This window comes from Corynebacterium sp. SCR221107 (assembly GCF_027886475.1).
GTDB lineage: Bacteria > Actinomycetota > Actinomycetes > Mycobacteriales > Mycobacteriaceae > Corynebacterium.
The window spans coordinates 795,291-813,040 of the sequence record NZ_CP115670.1; the positions used below are offsets into that span (position 1 = coordinate 795,291).

Genomic DNA, 17,750 nt, shown 5'->3' on the forward strand with positions numbered 1-17,750 from the left:
GCAAATAGAAGTTTCCCCTGCTCACTATTGATTGAGGATCCGGTCGACCAACTGTCGAAGATCAATCAGAGAGCAGGCGACCCGGAGTTCGTCGCCATCACTGAGGTAGTCGATGCAGTCCTTCAGTCCCTGACGGGGTGCGCCACAATGATGCTGGGGCATACCCCAATATGCAGCCGAGTTGCTCATGCGAGTGAATACTCGCTTCACTGGGATCCACCGTTAGCGTGCCCGAGGGCCGGCAGACTGAGGACGCATTCGTAGGTGTCGGGGCCACTCGTGGTGCGCTCAGGGGCCACCATATTTACATTCCTTCCGCCGCGTTCTCTGTGCTGCTGATCGATGAGAGGCTACCGGATCATCCCGACGAGGGCATGCGCAGCATACTGCTGGAACATCGTTACGACACCGCGTCGACAGTGTTCAGAACCAAGTCACGCGAAGAAGGACTGGCATCAAAGGCTCGAATCCGGGATGATGCCGATGAGATCATGGACAGAATCGTGCACAACACCATCTGCGTCGACACCAGCACCCACAACATGCTGGAGCACGCCACCAGGAGCCAGCAAAGAAACAGCCCAGCGGGTGTCGACGGCCCCCATCACGACGACCGCTGGCCCCCGCAGGCAATATCCCTGGCCCCCAACCGCAAGATCGGGTGGCCTTCCCCCTACGAATACTCATGCACACTAAGATCGCCCTCATGGAGATCAGCCACGAAGAAGAAGATGCGGGTGGGCAGGGGGCAAATATTGTCAAGAGTTGGGTGCGCCCTGAAGGGGTCGGTGAAAGAGCTTACAAACGTCGTGAGGGTGCAGTTCTTAAACGAACTTCGAAAAGCTACATCAATGCTCAGATGACCTACTGGGGCGGTTCCTTCGATGAACCGCGGGGTGGCCAGCTCCGACTGATCAAGATGACACCTAAAGACACCCCGGAGTGGGATTTCGATGCTCCAGACGCGTTCATCGATCTCAAAAAGGATGAGATTGCGAAGCTGAAGGGATTCCTAGACGAGGAATTCCGACGGGGCGGCTTGGGTGACACCTTTTGGGTTTCCGTTCCAGATCAGGCCATTGCCGATGCTTTAGGGCGACTCCTAGGAGACGAAGAAGCCCAAGTCGTTGATGTGGAAAAATTGACAGCTGCCATGTCATTGAACCCTGAGTTGGTCGCTTCGATCTTGAAATCTGATCAAGCAGAAATCATACTCCAAATACGGGAGCGCTCCCGTAGAATCGAAGTTTTGGACGAGTTAGAGTGGCTCATTTTTCACGAGAACACAGTTGAGAGTAGTTTTCAAAAACTTCTCGAGAAGAACCCCTGGATATTTGGGGGTGAGGTCGTTAAAGCCGACGAACTTCGTAATATAGGCACCTCGGATCAGATCGATATACCGATTGTTCGGGGCGACGGCTCTATGGTGATTGTTGAGCTCAAGCGCGCAGCTGCCACCAGCATCGACCGCAACGATCACGGTTACCCTGTGCTCACCGGTGATGTACACCTCGCAGTTCAGCAGGCTCAAAGATATCTGTACGAACTGGATAGACTTGCGGACACGTTAATGCTGAAGCATGGTTTCGACGCCCGTCGAGCCACCGCCTTAGTGGTGATTGATGTGTCTCCTGATCTGCCGGAGAGAGAATCCGACAAATTTCGCGAGTCCTTTCGGATCTACAATTCCCACCTCGCTCGGATTCAAGTGACGACCTACGACCAGTTACTGCAGAATGCGCGTCGACTAACTGAGTTGAGAAGCCCGGAAAATACCGTTAATGGCTAACTCTAGAGCTACTACGGGCCTGGTCTCTCAACTTTGCAACAGCACCGATCTTGGAAGGTATACAGTGCTCCAATCCTCATTCCAACCTAACTCAATTGATCGAAATATGGCCATACTCCAGCAGTACCGAGAGGCTAGGGATGCGAACCAGGTGAAGGCTATTTTCGACGAGAATATTGAGCGTCTTGTCTGCGATATTGTCGAGCTCGTCGATCCTTTCGATGCTTTTGACGTGATCGAGCTAATGCGACTGCGCGAACTCAATCCGATTCCGGATCCTCGTTCATCAAATCCTGACGGATCTGCTTTCAATATCGAGATTGTCACTGCGGTCCTACTATCGCGCCCTGGGCGCGGCGGTGCACCAACTCCTGGCAATGACAGACCTTGGGAAATCATAGAAGAGCTGCATCGTCTTGCCTCTGAAATCAGCAAGCATTCTGTGTTTAATGCGCTGATACTCGCCGAGAAGAGTGATAACCGAGCTTCCAGAGAACTCGTTCTATACCAAACATCACGCGCTATAATATCAAATTTTCAGTTTGATGAAGTCCGAGATAATCACGACAACGCGCTTCTCAACCATGAGGTGGCCAAACCGCTGGTCCTAGAGACTCTAGGATATTCGGTAGACCACATTAAGTCGGTCCGCGATGCCATCCATGATGTCCAATCCAAACGCCTGACAGAAGCACGCGATGCAAGTGGGGACGCGATACACGACCTGATGCAGAAATACGGAAACGTCACTAGTGGCACTTCCGAGGAGAATCAAGTAGTCAGTGATGCGTTAATTTCAATGATGTTTCGGCCTGGAAATCGAGCCGCAATGTCGGTTTCCGATATAGCCGAGCAGGGAAGACTTTCGGAAGATTTAGTTGAGAAGGTGATAACCGATTATTCACTTGAATTCAACCCCACACAAGACGCGCTGGATAGGGTAAAAAGCCTACTTAAAGGTGACTGGCTTTTCTCCTACAAGCCGTTAGTTCGCAATAAAACTGGTGAGTTTGTTATCGTCGCCAACGGAATCGGGGATGACACAATCAGACGGGTCTTCGAGGAGAAGCAAAAAGACAACCATAAGCAGTTCCAGAAGTACGACCAAAAAGTTCGAGCCAAAGTAACCGAAAAATTGGCAACTTCATACCTCAGCAACCTTATCAAAGCCGATGCCAAGTGGTTGAATGTTACCTATGCCTTTCAGGCTAAATCCGGGAATGACGAAAATCTTGATTCTTCGTTTAATTTCAACCTGTCAAAATGTGAAACAGCCGAATCTGATGGACTGTTTATAAAAGATGACGTAGCTGTAGTCGTCGAAGTCAAGGGAAAATCGATATCAGATAGAGCGAGAACGGGACAGCTTTCGAGATTTATCCGGGACGTTAAAGATACGATCGGCAACGCCCAAATTCAAGCCGAACGTTTAAGCAGTCTCATTAGAAACAACTCCGGAATATGGCTCGCAAGCGGACAGTGGATTGACTTTCGTCATGTGAGACATATTCTCAACGTCGTTGTGCTGCTCGATGATGTGGGGCCGATCGGGACGCAGTCCCAGGACCTAATCGACACTGCCGGGGATTCCGTCTGGGTGGTCTCCTTGCATGATCTTGCAGTCATGAGTTCTTTGTTAAGATCCCCGACGGTCTTTTTGGCCTATCTTCGGTGCCGAATTACATCTAACTATGGGTATGACATCGTGGCAGTCGACGAACTGGATATCCTTACGCAATTTCTTTCAGGAACTCTTTTCTCACACGCAGTAGATGCCGAAGTGTTTCGCCGAGTACCGATTTTTGAACCAACGAACGGGCCTATCGATGTCTGGATGAAGAGAGGTGAAATTCCCCCTGAATTCGGATCTGTGCCGAGGCCACAGTTGGAGGTAGGGCCAAGAACTTCCGATTTGGTCCGACAAGTAATTTTTCATAGTCAACGCGGGTACATGTCAGCCAGCATTGACTTGGTACTCTCTGCGCTTTCGGGGGGTTCGCCATTGGAGGACGGGTTGGAATATCTCTATCGAAAGAGTGTGGGCGAGCATTTGGTCGCCGATTTGCGAATACCAGCAGTTAATGGATCTCCTGAGATAGTGCTCACGAAGGTGGGACAGGAAGTCAACATTTTAGACGCAAGAATGAAAGCGAAGAAGGTCGACCATGAAACGCAGAGCTCCCGCCTTTTCGTCTTCCTCAATACGAGCAACATGCTTCAAAGCTTCCTGCGCACTTAAGCGGATCCGGATTTAGAGGGTGTTGTTGCAAAGTTGGGGCAGTAAGTAGGAAGAGCGACGTGAAATAATCACAGCCATGGGTATCTTCTCCGGTCGTCATTTCCCTCGCGAGGTCATTCTGTGGGCGGTGCGGTGGTACTGCCGCTACGGCGTGAGCTACCGCGACCTTGAGGAGATGATGACCGAGCGGGGCGTGCCGGTGGATCACACCACGATTCTCACCGCTGGGTCCAAAAACTACGCCCCTGAGCTGGACAAGCAAACACGGTGGTACCGGCAGGTGCCTGACTGGCAGGCCAGTTCCTGGCGAGTGGATGAGACCTATATCCGGGTCGGCGGCAGGTGGTGCTACCTCTGATCTGGCGATCACCGCGGACGGGCATACCCAGTGAAGTCGCAAATCGTGACTCTGTAGATAACGCCATCCAAACGCAACGACCTTAGTCAGATACCTTTTGAGGGTAATGGCACCGAAAGAATTCTTTTGTAGAGCAGGGAACCATTAGGGAATATATGGCGTCTATCTATTGCATGCGGATACTATGTGATGATTTTTGTATTCAAGCTTCCCCTGCAAACTTGCGAGATCTCCTCGTTACGATAATTCCTGGCGAGCTCACGTCCAGCCAGCTCGTGAAGCTGGCTGCTGCCATCTTCGACGTAGAACCAACGGATTTCCTGCTTCTCGACGATTCGCAGGAGATTCCTCAATGGTTTACCGAGGAGGGCTAGCCCTGGCATCGACCGCTTGCTACCGTTTTCTTACGCTAGGAAAGGAACCGGAAATGCCTCTCAGTGCACAGCAGCGTCAGCAGTTGGTCAACGTCATTGCCTCCTCCGAGATGGAAGGCGGCCAGGTAAGCGAACGTGAGAAGAAGAATCTAGAAGCACTCATGCTCGGGGAACTAAGCATTGAAGACGCCATTGCAGACGCATTGCGACATGCTGGGGTGGAACGCTGAACGACGAAAAGCAGCGCTGGGATCGCTTGATCTACCCAGCCACAGGAACACTGCGCAATCTCTATGGGGTCGAAGAGGAAGAACGCTGGACTGAGCTGGAAAAGGAGTTGGTTAACTATCGTGAATCCCTAATCTCCCCAGGAGGAATCGTCGGTGATGATCTCAGTGAGGAATTGAAGGCCTACCACCATCACCTATTTCAGGATTGCTACACCTGGGCAGGATCCTTTCGTGATGTCGACATGAGCAAAGAGAACTTCCTAACGGGCACCCAAAGCCTCTTCGCGTCGTGGGAAACCATTGAATCGCGCTTGAATGAGTTGGATCCATATCTCTATGCCCTGGAAGATACCGATTTTGCGCGAAAGATGGAGATTTTTGGATACCTCCATTCGGAACTAAATGAAATCCACCCATTTCGAGAAGGTAATGGGCGAACAATTCGCACTTTCATGACACATCTTGCCGGGCGCTATGACATCGTGGTGGATTGGGTAAACGCTAAAGATGCACAAATGATTGCCGCGGCCGGTTCGATGCTGGGTGACGAACTAGATTCGACCCCCTGGAAGAATCTTTACCTACGTATTTGTTCGATCGCGGACTGGACCGACGAGGAGGAGTCGCTAGGAATCTATGACTTGCCCAATGAGGAAGAAGGAGACCTCACGTTTGGTAAGTCTCTAATAGACACGATCGGGTCTCCCAATCTTGACCTTAGCTTCGAGGAAACGAGTGCCCTTGATAGTCAAGTCGAGCCATTGAATGACATATATCCCTTTGGAGTAATGACTAAACGTAACAGCGAGCTTGAGTCATAACATATAACTAATTCATTTTTATGTACTGTGGTGCAGCGTACATCAGTGAGCAAGGCCGCTTCGCGGCCGCGCTAGCCCAACGAGCGAAGCGAGGCGGGGGCTTGAATGGCTAGTAGTGCCAAGAATCAGGCTTCAATGTTACGCACTTCAAAAGCCAAGATCGTCCTTGTCCCATTTGTCTTTAAACTCGTCGTAGTCGATTTGTGAGTACCACGAGGAGTAGTGCGTACCGGAAGCATCGACACCATCGGTCCTCGGCGGCGAGGAAAAGGGAGTCTCAACATCAGTATGGGCAGGCGGAGTTGTCTTCTTAGAATCCGCAGCTGGAGTTGATTTCTCGGATGTCATGACACGATGGTATCGCTTTTTTGGAAACATGGTTCCTCCATAATGTTTAGGATATTGATTTATGGGGCTTGAGGAGATTCGGCAGTTTGAGGGCCTGTCAAAGCAGGTAATCGAGAGTATTCGTGCACTGCCATCCGACTTTGCCATCGAAGGGGAGTTGGCGATCTCGTCCCTGCTGGAGCTGCAACGAGCTTTGGAAATTGAGCGGCTGCGTTCAATGGAAAGGCCTTTGGATCAAGATATTCGTGGTCTACAGGCTCCTCGTGAGGATCTGGACTATGCACTTACATCCCGTGCTGGTTGGGAGATGTTTGGGTTTTCTTCGTCGCTAATGCCCTTCTATTCCTTCCAAACTCATAGATTGCTGGCGACCGAAGTCGCGGCGGGAAGGGCACAAAAGGAGTTCTTTCTTCCGGAAGATGCGTGGAAGTCTCTGAATTGGAAGGTTATCAAGGGCGAGACGTCTATCATCACCCCGGACGGCAAGCTGTTTGGTGAGGGTCAAGTCAAGCCTAGGCCTCGGGTGGAGTTCTTGGAGCCAAGGGTAGTGTTTCACCCTAGTCGAGTAGTCCACGCTTCCAACCATGGACTCCAAGCTCGCCTTCTTGAATTTCTGGATTCTCAAGACGTTGAGGTGCATTTCGTAGATCCTTATTGGTTGAATGGCAAGGTATCTGAGCTACAGGTGTCGAAGGACAAAAGAATACTTTATTTGGGCAATCGTGTTGATGAACAGAAACAGCTTCGCGCCTTGGTGCGAGGGTGTGTGGAAGCCGCTCTTTGTACCTTTGACACTCCAAACTTGGCACATACGAAGCCTGTCATGAATCCACTGTTGGCGTCTGCTGTCTTTCATGCAGTCGCTTATGCCAACAATCTCACTACTAGGCCTTACTCCACATCATTCCTCAAAGAATGGCCATCGAGGCTGGACCCATCCGACGTTGGTAAGTGGGCCCAGGTCGTTGAGGTTTACTCGTCAGAGCTGCTTTCGGCCACGGCGATTGAGACATCTCCGGCGTCAACCCTAGAATCCCTCGTCCTCGATCTCACCTCCCAGACACAGGATGCAACGAACGAAGGCGATCAAGCCTTACTTCCCGGTCGACACCTGGTTGACCTCGTTCAAAATGGACAATCTACCGGTCAAAGGCACTCGCACCATTGGGGCATGACAGAAACAAATCAAGCCGATTCGGTCACAGTGCTAACTGAGCGTGAGGGCTTGGAACTCTAGAGTCCCGCGGCTAGCTTGATATAAGTGCAGCAATATAGCAAGCTATCAAGATAACCATCAATCCAGTGTTGAGTGGGGAGGTACCGGCCCGCGATTGTTTGAAGACGTGTTCCTCATCGGCTGAACGCAGACCGGTACCACACTGTTAAAGAGCAAGGCCGCTTTGCGGCCGCGCTAGCCCAACGAGCGAAGTGAGGCGGGAGTTTGACTGTTAGGGCTCGCGGAGCTTGCTTATAGCGCTAGTGACTCCCATCTCGAATGTGGCTAGCTGTGGAAGAGGTGCTGCTTGCACTTCGATGGCCACATCTTCCCATTCGATCCCGATTGTCTTAAGGTGCCAGGCAAGCTCGGTCGCCATATCTTCAATCAAGTTGATGTACTCGTTGTGATCGTCGACGGCAATGTAGCGTGCATCTTGCAGTTGCTTGACGGCTTCGCGCAAGGGGGACATTCTCAGTCCTTTCAGAGTTAGCTTGCTAGCCAGCTATGTTTCTAGATTGGTAGCAAGTTAGTTAGATAGGTTGTTAGGTTGGTTGTTTGCGAGGTGCTTGCGGATTAGATCTGTGACTATTTCGGTCACTGTGGTGTCTTGATCGGCTGCTAGTCTGCGTAGATCTCGTTTCATTTCTGGGGTGATTCGTACATTGAGTTGCACTTCTTGCTTGGGCACTCTCTGCATTGACTGTGCTGCGCTGGTTATCGGCTTGCTTTTGGTAGGCCGGCGCATAGAGCTCATCGTTCGATCTCCTTGGTTAGTTCGGCAAGGATGGAATCGTAGCCATAAAGCTTCTGTGGGACTTGGCCGAATGTTTTCTTGATAGCTTCACGCTGGGGGATACCGATCGTGAAGGTCGCTATGTGTTCCTCCTCGAGAGCCTCGCGCAGTTCCTGGAGCGAGTTGGTATTTGGGATGACCGAGGTCAGAAGGACTGTTACCGGGGTGGATCCGGTGAGGTCAGTGGTGGACCACATGCGGTTGACCTCGATCGTGGACGGGCGGGTAGGTACGATGACGTGGTTGGCTGCATGGATGGCTGCGTCGATGATGCCGGATTCGCCTGGAGGGCAGTCAATGATGATCCACTCACTGCCAGTTGTCTTGGTCCGGGTGATGGAACGTGCATTTGCTGGAACGACCTCGAAGGGCAGGGGAGTACCTACATCTTCTGCCTGTTGAGCCCATTCGGTAGCGGATCCCTGGGGGTCTCCATCGAGGACGTGGACATGCTTGCCCTGGTTTGCGAGGGCGGTGGCGAGATATATGGCTGAGGTGGTTTTTCCAGTCCCACCTTTGAGGTTGCAGAGGGTAACGATAGGCAAGATATCTCCTTCTAGAGTCTTGCGGATTGAACGAGTCCGCGGATGTCTGTCGATGCTTTGGTGTATCGCTGTGTGGTTTCGATGGATTCGTGGCCAAGGGCTTCTTGAATCGCGATGATGTCTTGGGACTCCGCGTATGCGGTTGTGGCGAATCGGTGGCGCAGGGTGTGCAGTGTCCAATTGTCTGGAAGGTTTTTCGCCGCTAGTTTCCCTACCCACCTCGGGGAGAGATGCCCGTGGAAGTTTCCCGGGAACAACCATTTTTGGCCCTGGATGTGTTGACTCATCTCGAACATCAAATCTGGGGGAATAGGAAGAACGCGGTCTTTTTGCCCCTTCCCATGAACTGTGAGGATTCCCCATCCATCACTGGCTGGTTGGATGTCTGTTGCGGCAATTGAGGCAATTTCCGCACTACGTAGTCCGAGCTCCGCAGCGAGACGAAGAATTAGTTTGAGGCGTTCATTCGGCGTTGATAACGCCTCTCGGATCGCAACGTCTGGTGCTGGCCTCGGTGGAGGAACTGGCCGCTTTATGGATTTTAAGAGAATCGACGGGTCCTCGCATTCGTTCCGTCGGGAGTGCCATTGGAAGAACAAACGAGTTGAAGCATGATAGGAGTTCCGCGTCTCCGGAGCCCAATCCTTGCTACCGCTCCACCTCACGAGATCCTCACTTGTAACGTCATGGGGCCGATCAACCCCACACTGCCTGGCAAGCGTGCGCAGATGTCGTATGCGGGTGTCGATGGTGGCGGGCGTGCGGCCTTGTGCCCTGAGGAAGAGTTCGAAGTCGAGTAGCTCCGGTTCCCATTCCGTCGGGATCGGCTTAAGCGCGGGTCTTTTCGAAACAAGCATGATCCTTTAGCGTCCCGCAAGGGTTGCCTCTCGGTGGCCATATCCGCGTCAAAAACCGCCGTTTTTACGGTTCGGGGGGAGCTAAGATACCCACTCTCAGGATATTTTGATAGCTTGCTAGCTTGATAAAAATGCAGCAAGCTAGCTAAAAGTTCAAAAAAAATATGTCGAAGCGAACGAGTTATGCGCCAGTAAATAGCCCATAACCCAGAGGTCGTAGGTTCGAATCCTGCCCCCGCTACTAATCCGGAACCCTCGGTTCGCGAAAGCGAATCGGGGGTTTCTTGCATTGCATCGACCTTCTTGGGGAGAAGGTCGGCTACATGAACCATAAACGGGTTTTGGGACACAATGTGTGTCTGCTCAGCAGGCAGTAGAGTTCATAAGCGGAGCGCCTATTGCGGGTTGTGAATTCGGGCTATTCATTCGTCACCATCTTGGAAGTCGCCTTTTCACATCCACCCTAGGTCACGAGCGTACTTCAAAGCCGGAAGGGCCACTAAATCTTAGCCCCTATCCACATTGACCGCAGCCGATATACTTGAGTGCGCCTTTTACCTGAAGGTGGCGAAAAAGGAAAGCAAATATCCCCTCACCTCATAGAGGGCACAACTTGGCCCGGTGATGAGGCATGGAGGGGAAAGTACCTGCGATCGAAAGTGTCGACAAGTCCCGTCGCCTGCGCCCGCCCCTGGGCACGGGTCTGATTGCTTCATTGTCATGGACAAAGCTGTGCGAGCTTGTTTGCCAGCGACAGGAGCCCGGCAGTCAATCACGGGATCGGGACTGCCGGGCTGTCGGCCACAATGAAGAGTAAGGAGCTAACTCATCGATGCGGATCTAAAACAGCACCTATTTGCTGTGGACAAGAGCATCGGTGGTACATGCTGCATCGGAGGCTGACACCCAGTGCGCGGAGCTGCGCTTTGCCATCTGCTCGCGGTACTGCTGGGTGGTCGTGGGAAGGAGTTCGCCGGTGGCCCAGTCCAAGATGATGCCATAGTGGCGCACGAGGTCGAGCTGGTCAAGCTCACCAGCGAGGTAGCGCTCGGCAACCGAGGCTGGATTCTCGTTGAGTTTGTCCATGCGAGTGGCGCGCTGGATCGCGCGCAGGGACTCGGTTCCGTCGGTGTCGAGGAAGTACTGGTCGATCTCGGGATCGATGGCCTCGATGATGACGCCGTAGTCCTTGGCAGCGCGATCGATGGAGACGTAGCCGTCGATCACGTCCTCGAGGACTGCCTCGAGGTCGCGCTCGAGGGGATCGCCGAATCCACCGCCGCCCGCGGAGGGGCGCTCGAAGGTATCGCCTGGGCCGACTGGAACGTTGGAGAACAAAGCGCCGAGGAACTTCTCATCCGGGGTTCCCCTGTTGAGCCAGACACCTTGGGGAATGGAGGGGAGGCCGCCCTCGATGCCCCAGGTAACTGAGCGGGCGCGGTCGCAGCAGTAGCTCATGACGGTCTCGCTTGCGTCGGTAAGCACCCCGCCCTTGGACACTCCCACGCCGCCGCGGAACTTGCCTGGGCCACCGGAGTCGGTGACCAGTGAATGGTGGCTGGTGAGCACGGGGGACAAACGTTCTTGACCTTCAATAGGCTGCACGGCCAGGCCGGGGCCGAATACAGGTGCGGTTGCGGAGGCACCGTCGCGGTCGACACGGCCGCCCCAACCGCCAGCCATCCAGTCGTACCACATGAAGAAGTCGCCCTTGCTGCCCACCTCAGCTACGGCGCGGGTGTCATACCCGCCGATAAGCAGGTATTCCAGGTTGAAAGCGCAGGCCATGGCGCGCTCTTCCATCAGCTGGGACCACAGCTCGAAGACGGCGTTCATGATTTTCTCGTAAGGGCCCGAGCAGAATCCGGTCACCGCGTGTGGGAGTCCCGCGTTGACCACGGTGCCTTCCGGGCCTAAGTCGACATCCATAGCGCGATAGAGCCCGGAGTTAAGGGGGACGTCAGGGAAGAAGGTCTTGGTTCCTGCGACAATGCCGGAGAAGGCCGAGCCATAGCCGGCGTTGAGGAAGCTGGCCACCGCGGGGGCCGAGCCCTCCAAAGAGTAGGACAGGCGCCCCTTGTCGATGCGCATGGTCACCTTGATGGGGACGAGGCCCTCCTCCTTGGCGGGGTCGAGGTCGAGGTAGTCCACCGTTGACCATTCGCCGTCGGGAAGCTCGAGGACGCGGGCGGTGACGATGTCTTCCACGTAGTCCTGGACCTCTCGCAGTGCGGTGCGCACGGTACCCACACCATACTTGTCGACGAGGCGTAGGATCTCTCGCTCGCATACGGCCGTGGCCTCGGCCTGCGCCTTGAGATCGCCCAGGACAATTTCGGGGCTGCGGGTGTTATGGGCCAGGAGCTTGGCCACGTCCTCGAGGAAGATGCCCCTGGACCAGATGCGGACCGGGGTGATGCGCAGACCCTCGGTGTAGTAATTTGTCGCGGAGACATCGAAAGAACCCGGCACCGAGCCGCCAGCATCGGCCCAGTGGCCTTTGTTTTGTGCGAAAGCTAGAAGTTGGCCGTCATAGAAGATGGGGCGCAGGAAGGACACGTCATTCATATGAGTGCCGCCCTGGTATGGATCGTTGATGGCGAAGACGTCGCCCTCGTGGATATCTTTGCCGAATTGCTTGAGAACAGCCTGGCATTGGAAGTGCAGGGTGCCCACGTGGACTGCGATGTCCTGATCTCCTTGCATTACGGTGTTTCCCTCGGCGTCGCACAGCGCCGAGGAAAAGTCACGGGAGTAGATGACAAAGGAATAGCAGGTGCGCAGAATCTGCTCGGACATGAGGTTCACCGAGGTGGCGAAGGCGTTCTTGAGGACCTCGAAGGTCACCGGATCGAGGGTGCGGCGCTGATTGCCAATGGAGGTAGCTGCAGCCATGGTCTTTTCTCTTTCTTGACTTAGGCGTTGACGCCTGCGGATTGAAGGTTGTGGGCAAAGGAGTGGAGTTCATCCTTGGTGTCGGCCAGCCCGATATGGATTCGGATGTTGGCCCACTCGTCGATCACTGCGACGTCTCCCGGCGGGATGACGGTGGTGGCATCTAGCTGGTCGATGATCGCCGGGCCCACCAACGTGGCGCCCGGGGCGAGCTCGGTGCGCTGGTACACGGGCACCTTCGCCCAGCCACCGCCTGCGGAGAAGTAGACGTCACGGTAGGTTGCGGGCGTGCTGGCCTCGTGCTCGACCACCTCAAAGTGGGCAAACGGCGGGCTATCTAACTCGCCGATGGCGACGATGCCAATCTGGTAGAACTCGACCTCACCGTCGCGGTCGGCGAAGGAGTACTCGCGCTCGTGTTCGTCGTGGAACAAAGCGACGGCGTCCTCGAGTGGTGAGCCGGATTCAGGCAGTTCCACGGTCAAGGAGCGCCACTGGCCGCGATAGCGCATGGATGCCGTGCGCTTGAACTTCATGCGTTCGGGCAGGACGTGTTCCTTGGCTAGGCGCTCACGCCCTTCGGCCTTGAGCGACTCGTAGGCCTTGCGCAGGTCGTCCTTGTCCACCGAGCTGACCGGGGACTGATACATCTGGGAGATATCGTGGCGGATGTCCACGAGCAGGCAGCCCTGGGCAGAGGTCACGCCCGGGTGTGGTGGCACGACGACGGTGGGGATGGATAGGTCCCGGGCGACCTCTGCACCGTGGAGGGCTCCTGCGCCGCCACCGACGACCAGGACGAAGTCGCGCGGGTCGTAGCCGCGCCGGATCGACAGGACGCGGACAGCATCGGCCATGTTCGCGTTTGCCACCTTAATGATGTCTTCGGCGGCGGTCTCAATATCGAGACCCAGGGGATCGGCTACGGTCTTGCGCACTGCCTCCTCGGCAGCGGACTTGTTGAGCTTGAGGGCACCGCCGATCAGCTCGGTGCCGAGGCGGCCCAGGGTCACGTTTGCGTCGGTGTTGGTGGCTTCCGTGCCACCGCGTTCGTAGCAGACCGGACCCGGATCTGCGCCCGCGGATTGTGGTCCGTTGCGCAGCGACCCCGCTTCGTCGATCCATGCCAGCGAGCCGCCACCGGCACCGATCGTCCCCACTTCGATGGAGGGGAAACAGATGGGGAAGCCGTATTCGACCTGCCATTGTTTGGTGATGCGGATGTCACCACCGTAGACCAGCGAAATGTCGGTGGAGGTGCCGCCCATCTCGAGGCCGATGGCGTTGGGGTAGCCACAACGGGTGGCGATGTCTTGGACGGCGATTGCGCCCGCAGCGATGCCGGAGGCCGCGAGTCGGACGGGGTACTTGGACACCATCTGCGGGGTCATGGAGCCACCGCCGGAATGGAGCATGAGCAGGTCGCCTTCGTATCCGCCCTCGGCTAGCTGTCGGGACAGACGGTTGACATAGCCGGTAACCAGCGGTGCCAGCACCGCGTTTGAGACGGTAGTGGAGAAGCGATCGTGCTCGAAGATTTCCGGCAGAATCTCCGAAGAGGTGGAGATGGCCGCGTCGGGAAGCTCTTCGCGCAGGATCTCGTACATCCGCGCCTCATGGGCTGCATTGGCGTGTGAGTTGATGAAGCAGATGGCGACCGTCTCGATTCCCTTACGTTTGAGGATGCGTGCTACATGGCGGGCTTCCTCCTCATTTAGGGGGGTGATCTCGGTGCCATCGAAGTCGACGCGTTCTTCCACCTCGTAGCGGTCACGGCGGCGAATGTAGGGATCAGCGACGTCTTTGTAGGCATCCCACAGCTCATCCTTGGTGCCGTCGCGAATCTCCAGCACGTCTCGGAAGCCCTTGGTGGTCACCAGCGCGGCGGCGGGGAACCGTCGCTGGATGAGCGCATTGGTGGCAACGGTTGTTCCGTGCGAGAAGACCTCGACCTGGGACAGCTCGACGTTTCCCTGGCGCAGGCCGTCCATCACCGCGATCATGGGGTCGGCCGGTGTGGACGGCACCTTTGCCACAGATAGCTCGTGCGTGAGCGTATTGACGATGGCCACGTCCGTGAAGGTTCCGCCGACATCGACGGAGACGCGGAAGGGTTTGTTGGTGCTCATGGGGTCCTCACTTTCGGAAATACCTGTCAAACAATCGGTATTGAGGAGTATTGCGGGTTGGCGGCAAAGGCGGCAATGTAAATATCTCCAAATGGGAGGCAAAAAATTCAGCAGAATTACAAAATAGGTGGTTATGCCCATTAAAATCTTCACCAAGAAATGCCAATCGCGATGCCAAGTAGGTGACAAATGGCGACCTCGGCGACCAACCCCACCCCCGCACGGCTAAGGATCTCCGACCTCCTCCTCGTTGAGCCACGGCTGAAGTTGGTGGGCACCATCAAGGGCAGCGGCGAGTTTCAAGGTCTTTGCGCAGAGGAATACGGGGCGGGTGAGGATTGGCTGGTCTTTCCCTCCCGCACGGCGCGTCCACTGGAGGCAGCGCGCAGGCTCACCACCGCGGCAGGCCTCGTCTTCGTGGAAGGCGAAACGCTTGCCACAACCGCCGATTCGGACGGATCGACAGTGCCGACCGTGCCGCCCACGCAGGCTGCGCCGACGCTAGCGGCAGTAACAACTGCGGCGGTGGAAGCCGCAGCAAGCGCCCCGGCTACCCTGCTTCTGGCCACCGGGGGAATGACCCGGCTGGACGTTCGTGCTGCCGTCGATCAGCTGCTTCGGCGTCAGCCTCATCATCAGGCATGGCGAAAGCTCCAAACCATCGCCCACCTCAGCCAGGCTCTCATGAGCCAGTCTCCCGAGTCCGCGCTATTGGCGAGCTATGCCTCGCTGTCCGGAGATGCTCTCCTCCTTTTAGATCTTGATGGGCACGTCCTGGCCAGTGCGGGCATGCTTCCTTCGCGCACCATAGCCCGCGCCCTGCACGGTGAATCCGGCGACAGGCCTTCCATGATGATCGGTCGGTGGAACGTGGCTGCCCAGCTGATCGCTGCCGACGCCACCCGTCGAGCCACCGGTCAGGCCTGGTGGTTGGTGCTGGGCAGGCGGACTGTGGACACACCCAACGTGGAGGACCCGAGCTTTGTCGCACTCCAGGAACTGCTGTTGGGCGTGCTTACCGCCCGCAGACACATGGAGCATTCCCAGCTCGCAGACTCATCTGCGCTCCTGGCTAGTCTGTGTGCGGAGAGTTCTGACAAGGATGAGCTTGAAAGATCGCTCATCGGCCGTGGCTTTTCCCGCCGCGCGCGCCTCCGGCTACTCATTGCCGGCACGGCCAAGGATGCCTTTCGCTCGGAGATCGTTGGCGACATCGCAAGCCTCGGTGCCCGTTATGGAATCCCGCTGTTAGTTGGCTATCGCAAGGGGCGGACCCTCGTGTTGACCACCGACTCGGATGCGGTGAGCCAGCTTGCTGCGGCCCTGCCCGGCCCGGTGGGGATCTCAGCGAGGTTTCTCCAGGTGGGGCAAGGCCCTCTGGCGTGCCGGGAAGCAAGCGTTGCGGCCATCGTCGCGGAAAAGAAGTTGGCCCACAGCGTCGGATTCGATGACTGCAGTGCGATTCAAAAGGCCGCGGCCCTGCTGGGGGAGGATGCGCTCAGCGATGCGGTTGGCGGTCTCGACTCCGCCATCGGTCAGATTAAAGACGGCGTGTCGGTGTGCGTTACCTGGGAGGAAGAGAACTTTAGCGTCGCCAAAGCGGCCAAACGCCTCGGCATGCACTCCAACACTGTGCGCAACCGCATCGAGGCTTTGTCGGGCCAGATAAGCTTCCACGAAGCCGACCTCGTGCTGTGGTCTTTGTGGCGCACGCTTGTCTCACGCGAGCGCTGAAGGTGCTTGCCGACGCCTACGGCTTCGCACCGATATGAATTATCGAGGCGGCGATGTATTCACGACGAGACTTCTCGGCAGGCCCATCGTGCTTACATCGTCAGGTATGGGCTGCGAAACGCCTGCCGGTTTGCACTTCGCGATGGGCGGACTAACTTTAGCCGTCGGCAAGCAAAGTGCAAGCGCTAGGACGCCCGATCGGTGGTGGTCTGCGTTCCCAATTCGGGGAAGGGATCCTGGCCAACAAGATAGCGGATAAAACTATTGAGCGTGGCCACCACCGGTACCGCGAACAGCGCGCCGGGCAGGCCGAAGAGGTAGGTGCCCGCCGCGACGGCGACGATCACACCCAAGGGGTGGACGCTGACGGCGTGCCCCATGAGGAAGGGGTGCAAGACGTTCGCCTCGATGAGGTGAACCACGATGACCACCACGAGCATTGCTGCCGCCATCCAGAAACCCTTGTCAACGAAGGCGATGAGGACGGCGACGAAGCCCGACAGCCAGGCGCCCACGATGGGGATGAAGGACATGAGGTAGACGATCACGGTGATGGGGATGATCAGGGGCAGGCCGAGCGCCCATGCGCCCACACCGATGCCGATCGCATTGATACCGGCCACGGCCAGCTGTGCGCGGGCATAAGAACCTAGGCTCACCCAGCCGCGACGGGCGGCCTCATGGGTGGCTGGGCGGGAATGTGCGGGCAGGAAGTTCAGCAGGAAGCGCCAGATCTGCTTGCCCTGCAGTAGGAAGAAGAAGGTCGCGATAAGGCAAATGAGAAAACCCGCGCCGAAATCGGCCGTGGTGGTGCCCACCTTCATAGCACCCGAAAACAACGGAGAACTCGTGCCGCCGCTGGCCAGCGAATTGAGGCGTTCGGAAAGCTGCGAATTATGTGGCAGCGTAAGATGCAACGGCCCATTCTGCAGCCAGTCGCTGATCTGATTAATGCCCTGGGTGGCGCCGCTGAGTAGATCCCTAAAACCAGAAGTAAGCCGCTGGATTGCTAGGACGAACGCGGCGATGACGATGCTAAAAAAAACAGACTCCGTGGCAAGAGCGGCAATGCCTTTGGGGAAGTGTGCCTTGTCGCGCAGGGTGCGATTCAGTGGCTCAAGCATGGCGCAGATGAGCAACGCGATCGCCAAGGGGATAAGCACCATGGTGATCTTGCCAATCACCCGGCCCGCCACCATCACACCACCGGCGATGAGAATAAGACATAGCGACCAGGCGGCGGCGACGATGACGGGGTAGGGAACATCGCGCTGCAGGCGCGACATGAGGGACTTCATGTCCTCAATAGTGGCACAGGTACTACCGGTGGAAACAATGCCTGCGCCGGGGCCGGTTTTCGCATGACACCGCCGATGAATCCATTCTGCTGGTGAGCAAAAGGGGGGTAATCGGTGCTGC

General features: G+C 56.1%; 15 protein-coding genes and 2 pseudogenes. 9 read left to right on the plus strand and 8 right to left on the minus strand.

Translation table 11 applies throughout. The annotated features are described in order from the left end of the window. Positions 1–24: 24 nt before the first annotated feature. On the minus strand, positions 25–189 hold the full coding sequence (locus PAB09_RS03655; protein WP_271034707.1) for a hypothetical protein: 165 nt from the start codon (positions 187–189) through the stop codon (positions 25–27). Between the two features lie 128 nt (positions 190–317). Here PAB09_RS03655 and PAB09_RS13335 point away from each other — a divergent pair. From PAB09_RS13335 to PAB09_RS03690, 7 genes and pseudogenes are all read left to right on the plus strand, one after another. After that, positions 318–569: pseudogene (locus PAB09_RS13335) on the plus strand (ATP-binding protein); the annotation flags it as partial. Between the two features lie 137 nt (positions 570–706). Then, positions 707–1,789: a Shedu anti-phage system protein SduA domain-containing protein gene (locus PAB09_RS03665; RefSeq protein WP_271034709.1), complete on the plus strand. Its 1,083-nt coding sequence runs from the start codon at positions 707–709 to the stop codon at positions 1,787–1,789. Beyond that, positions 1,782–4,028 (plus strand): hypothetical protein, encoded by a 2,247-nt coding sequence (locus PAB09_RS03670; RefSeq protein ID WP_271034710.1) that lies wholly within the window; start codon positions 1,782–1,784, stop codon positions 4,026–4,028. Before PAB09_RS03665 ends, PAB09_RS03670 begins: the two co-directional genes overlap by 8 nt. Before the next feature lie 76 nt (positions 4,029–4,104). Next, positions 4,105–4,414, plus strand: a pseudogene (locus PAB09_RS03675) (IS6 family transposase); the annotation flags it as partial. 193 nt (positions 4,415–4,607) lie between these two features. Further along, complete coding sequence (locus tag PAB09_RS03680) at positions 4,608–4,760, plus strand: hypothetical protein (protein WP_271034711.1); 153 nt, start codon at positions 4,608–4,610, stop codon at positions 4,758–4,760. A 53-nt stretch (positions 4,761–4,813) separates the two neighbouring features. Next, positions 4,814–4,990 (plus strand): antitoxin VbhA family protein, encoded by a 177-nt coding sequence (locus PAB09_RS03685; protein WP_237703729.1) that lies wholly within the window; start codon positions 4,814–4,816, stop codon positions 4,988–4,990. 26 nt (positions 4,991–5,016) lie between these two features. Continuing rightward, complete coding sequence (locus PAB09_RS03690) at positions 5,017–5,811, plus strand: Fic/DOC family protein (protein ID WP_271034712.1); 795 nt, start codon at positions 5,017–5,019, stop codon at positions 5,809–5,811. A 147-nt stretch (positions 5,812–5,958) separates the two neighbouring features. On the opposite strand, the gene PAB09_RS03695 is transcribed toward PAB09_RS03690, so the two are convergent. After that, positions 5,959–6,159 carry a hypothetical protein gene (locus PAB09_RS03695; RefSeq protein ID WP_271034713.1) on the minus strand — a complete coding sequence of 67 codons (201 nt, stop codon included), beginning with the start codon at positions 6,157–6,159 and terminating at the stop codon, positions 5,959–5,961. Between the two features lie 61 nt (positions 6,160–6,220). On the opposite strand from PAB09_RS03695, the gene PAB09_RS03700 reads away from it, so the two are divergent. Next, a complete protein-coding gene (locus PAB09_RS03700) occupies positions 6,221–7,396 on the plus strand; it encodes a hypothetical protein (RefSeq protein ID WP_271034714.1) in 1,176 nt (391 codons plus the stop codon). Between the two features lie 211 nt (positions 7,397–7,607). On the opposite strand, the gene PAB09_RS03705 is transcribed toward PAB09_RS03700, so the two are convergent. The 5 genes from PAB09_RS03705 to PAB09_RS03720 all read right to left on the minus strand — a co-directional run bounded on the left by PAB09_RS03705 (position 7,608) and on the right by PAB09_RS03720 (position 14,597). Beyond that, positions 7,608–7,847: a hypothetical protein gene (locus tag PAB09_RS03705; RefSeq protein WP_271034715.1), complete on the minus strand. Its 240-nt coding sequence runs from the start codon at positions 7,845–7,847 to the stop codon at positions 7,608–7,610. 281 nt (positions 7,848–8,128) lie between these two features. Then, on the minus strand, positions 8,129–8,716 hold the full coding sequence (locus PAB09_RS03710) for a ParA family protein (RefSeq protein WP_271034716.1): 588 nt from the start codon (positions 8,714–8,716) through the stop codon (positions 8,129–8,131). A gap of 11 nt (positions 8,717–8,727) precedes the next feature. Continuing rightward, on the minus strand, positions 8,728–9,573 hold the full coding sequence (locus tag PAB09_RS13340; RefSeq protein ID WP_442873703.1) for a tyrosine-type recombinase/integrase: 846 nt from the start codon (positions 9,571–9,573) through the stop codon (positions 8,728–8,730). A gap of 852 nt (positions 9,574–10,425) precedes the next feature. Next, positions 10,426–12,468, minus strand: a complete 2,043-nt coding sequence (locus tag PAB09_RS03715; RefSeq protein WP_271034717.1) for a hydantoinase B/oxoprolinase family protein — start codon at positions 12,466–12,468, stop codon at positions 10,426–10,428. Between the two features lie 20 nt (positions 12,469–12,488). Then, entirely contained in the window at positions 12,489–14,597 is a 2,109-nt protein-coding gene (locus tag PAB09_RS03720; protein WP_271034718.1) for a hydantoinase/oxoprolinase family protein, read from the minus strand. A gap of 189 nt (positions 14,598–14,786) precedes the next feature. Here PAB09_RS03720 and PAB09_RS03725 point away from each other — a divergent pair, with 189 nt between their 5' ends. Beyond that, positions 14,787–16,331 carry a PucR family transcriptional regulator gene (locus tag PAB09_RS03725; RefSeq protein ID WP_271034719.1) on the plus strand — a complete coding sequence of 515 codons (1,545 nt, stop codon included), beginning with the start codon at positions 14,787–14,789 and terminating at the stop codon, positions 16,329–16,331. Positions 16,332–16,516: 185 nt separating this feature from the next. On the opposite strand, the gene PAB09_RS03730 is transcribed toward PAB09_RS03725, so the two are convergent. After that, a complete protein-coding gene (locus PAB09_RS03730) occupies positions 16,517–17,629 on the minus strand; it encodes an AI-2E family transporter (RefSeq protein ID WP_271034720.1) in 1,113 nt (370 codons plus the stop codon). Positions 17,630–17,750 lie beyond the last annotated feature (121 nt).